General features: G+C 44.3%; 1 protein-coding gene. It reads left to right on the top strand.

All coding sequences use genetic code 11. The features are described from left to right. Positions 1-596, top strand: a 596-nt coding sequence (locus MoGM_RS13040; protein WP_199181776.1) for a hypothetical protein, incomplete at both ends; no start/stop codon positions are given.

Genomic DNA, 596 nt, shown 5'->3' with positions numbered 1-596 from the left:
GTTTACGACAGAATCGTCCGTCTGCCGGCAGATACCGATTTCTCGACATATATGGCCGACATCAATTCTTTCCGTAATACGGTGTTCCCGTCCGGCGCTCCCAACTATACCTTGCTCAATATCGGTGAGAATGTATTTCGCATAGATACCATATTCAAGGGTATTCCCAATATATATCCGTTTGGAAAGGATGCCATAATATATGAGAGTTTCCATCCTTATCTTATAACTAAGCATGATGGCAAGTACTATCTGCGTTTCCGTGATGTATTCGATGCCGTGGGCGGTGTTGAGGTTCAGGAGTTTGTATACGATGAGGATGCGCAGCAGTTCAATGCGGTTAATCATCCTGAGTATACTATCACGGGAGCAAATCCGAACTATTTCTTCGGTGAGTGGATTGGTGAGAATAAAGTATGGCAGTATTCACGGAACAAGGCTATATCAGCCAGTATGGATGTTCTGTTTGCGGCACTTATCAGCGATTTGTCCGCTTTGAAATATACATTCCAGAATCTGCAGATAGCCAAAAGCGGGGAAAGTGTAAGCATGGATTTCACTTTCCGTTCCGGTACGAAAACCGGTAAGGCTTCCTA

It is taken from the genome of Prevotella sp. MGM1 (assembly GCF_002933775.1).
GTDB lineage: Bacteria > Bacteroidota > Bacteroidia > Bacteroidales > Bacteroidaceae > Prevotella.
Note: the sequence above shows the minus strand (reverse complement) of the source record. Positions and strands in the feature narration are given on the sequence as shown.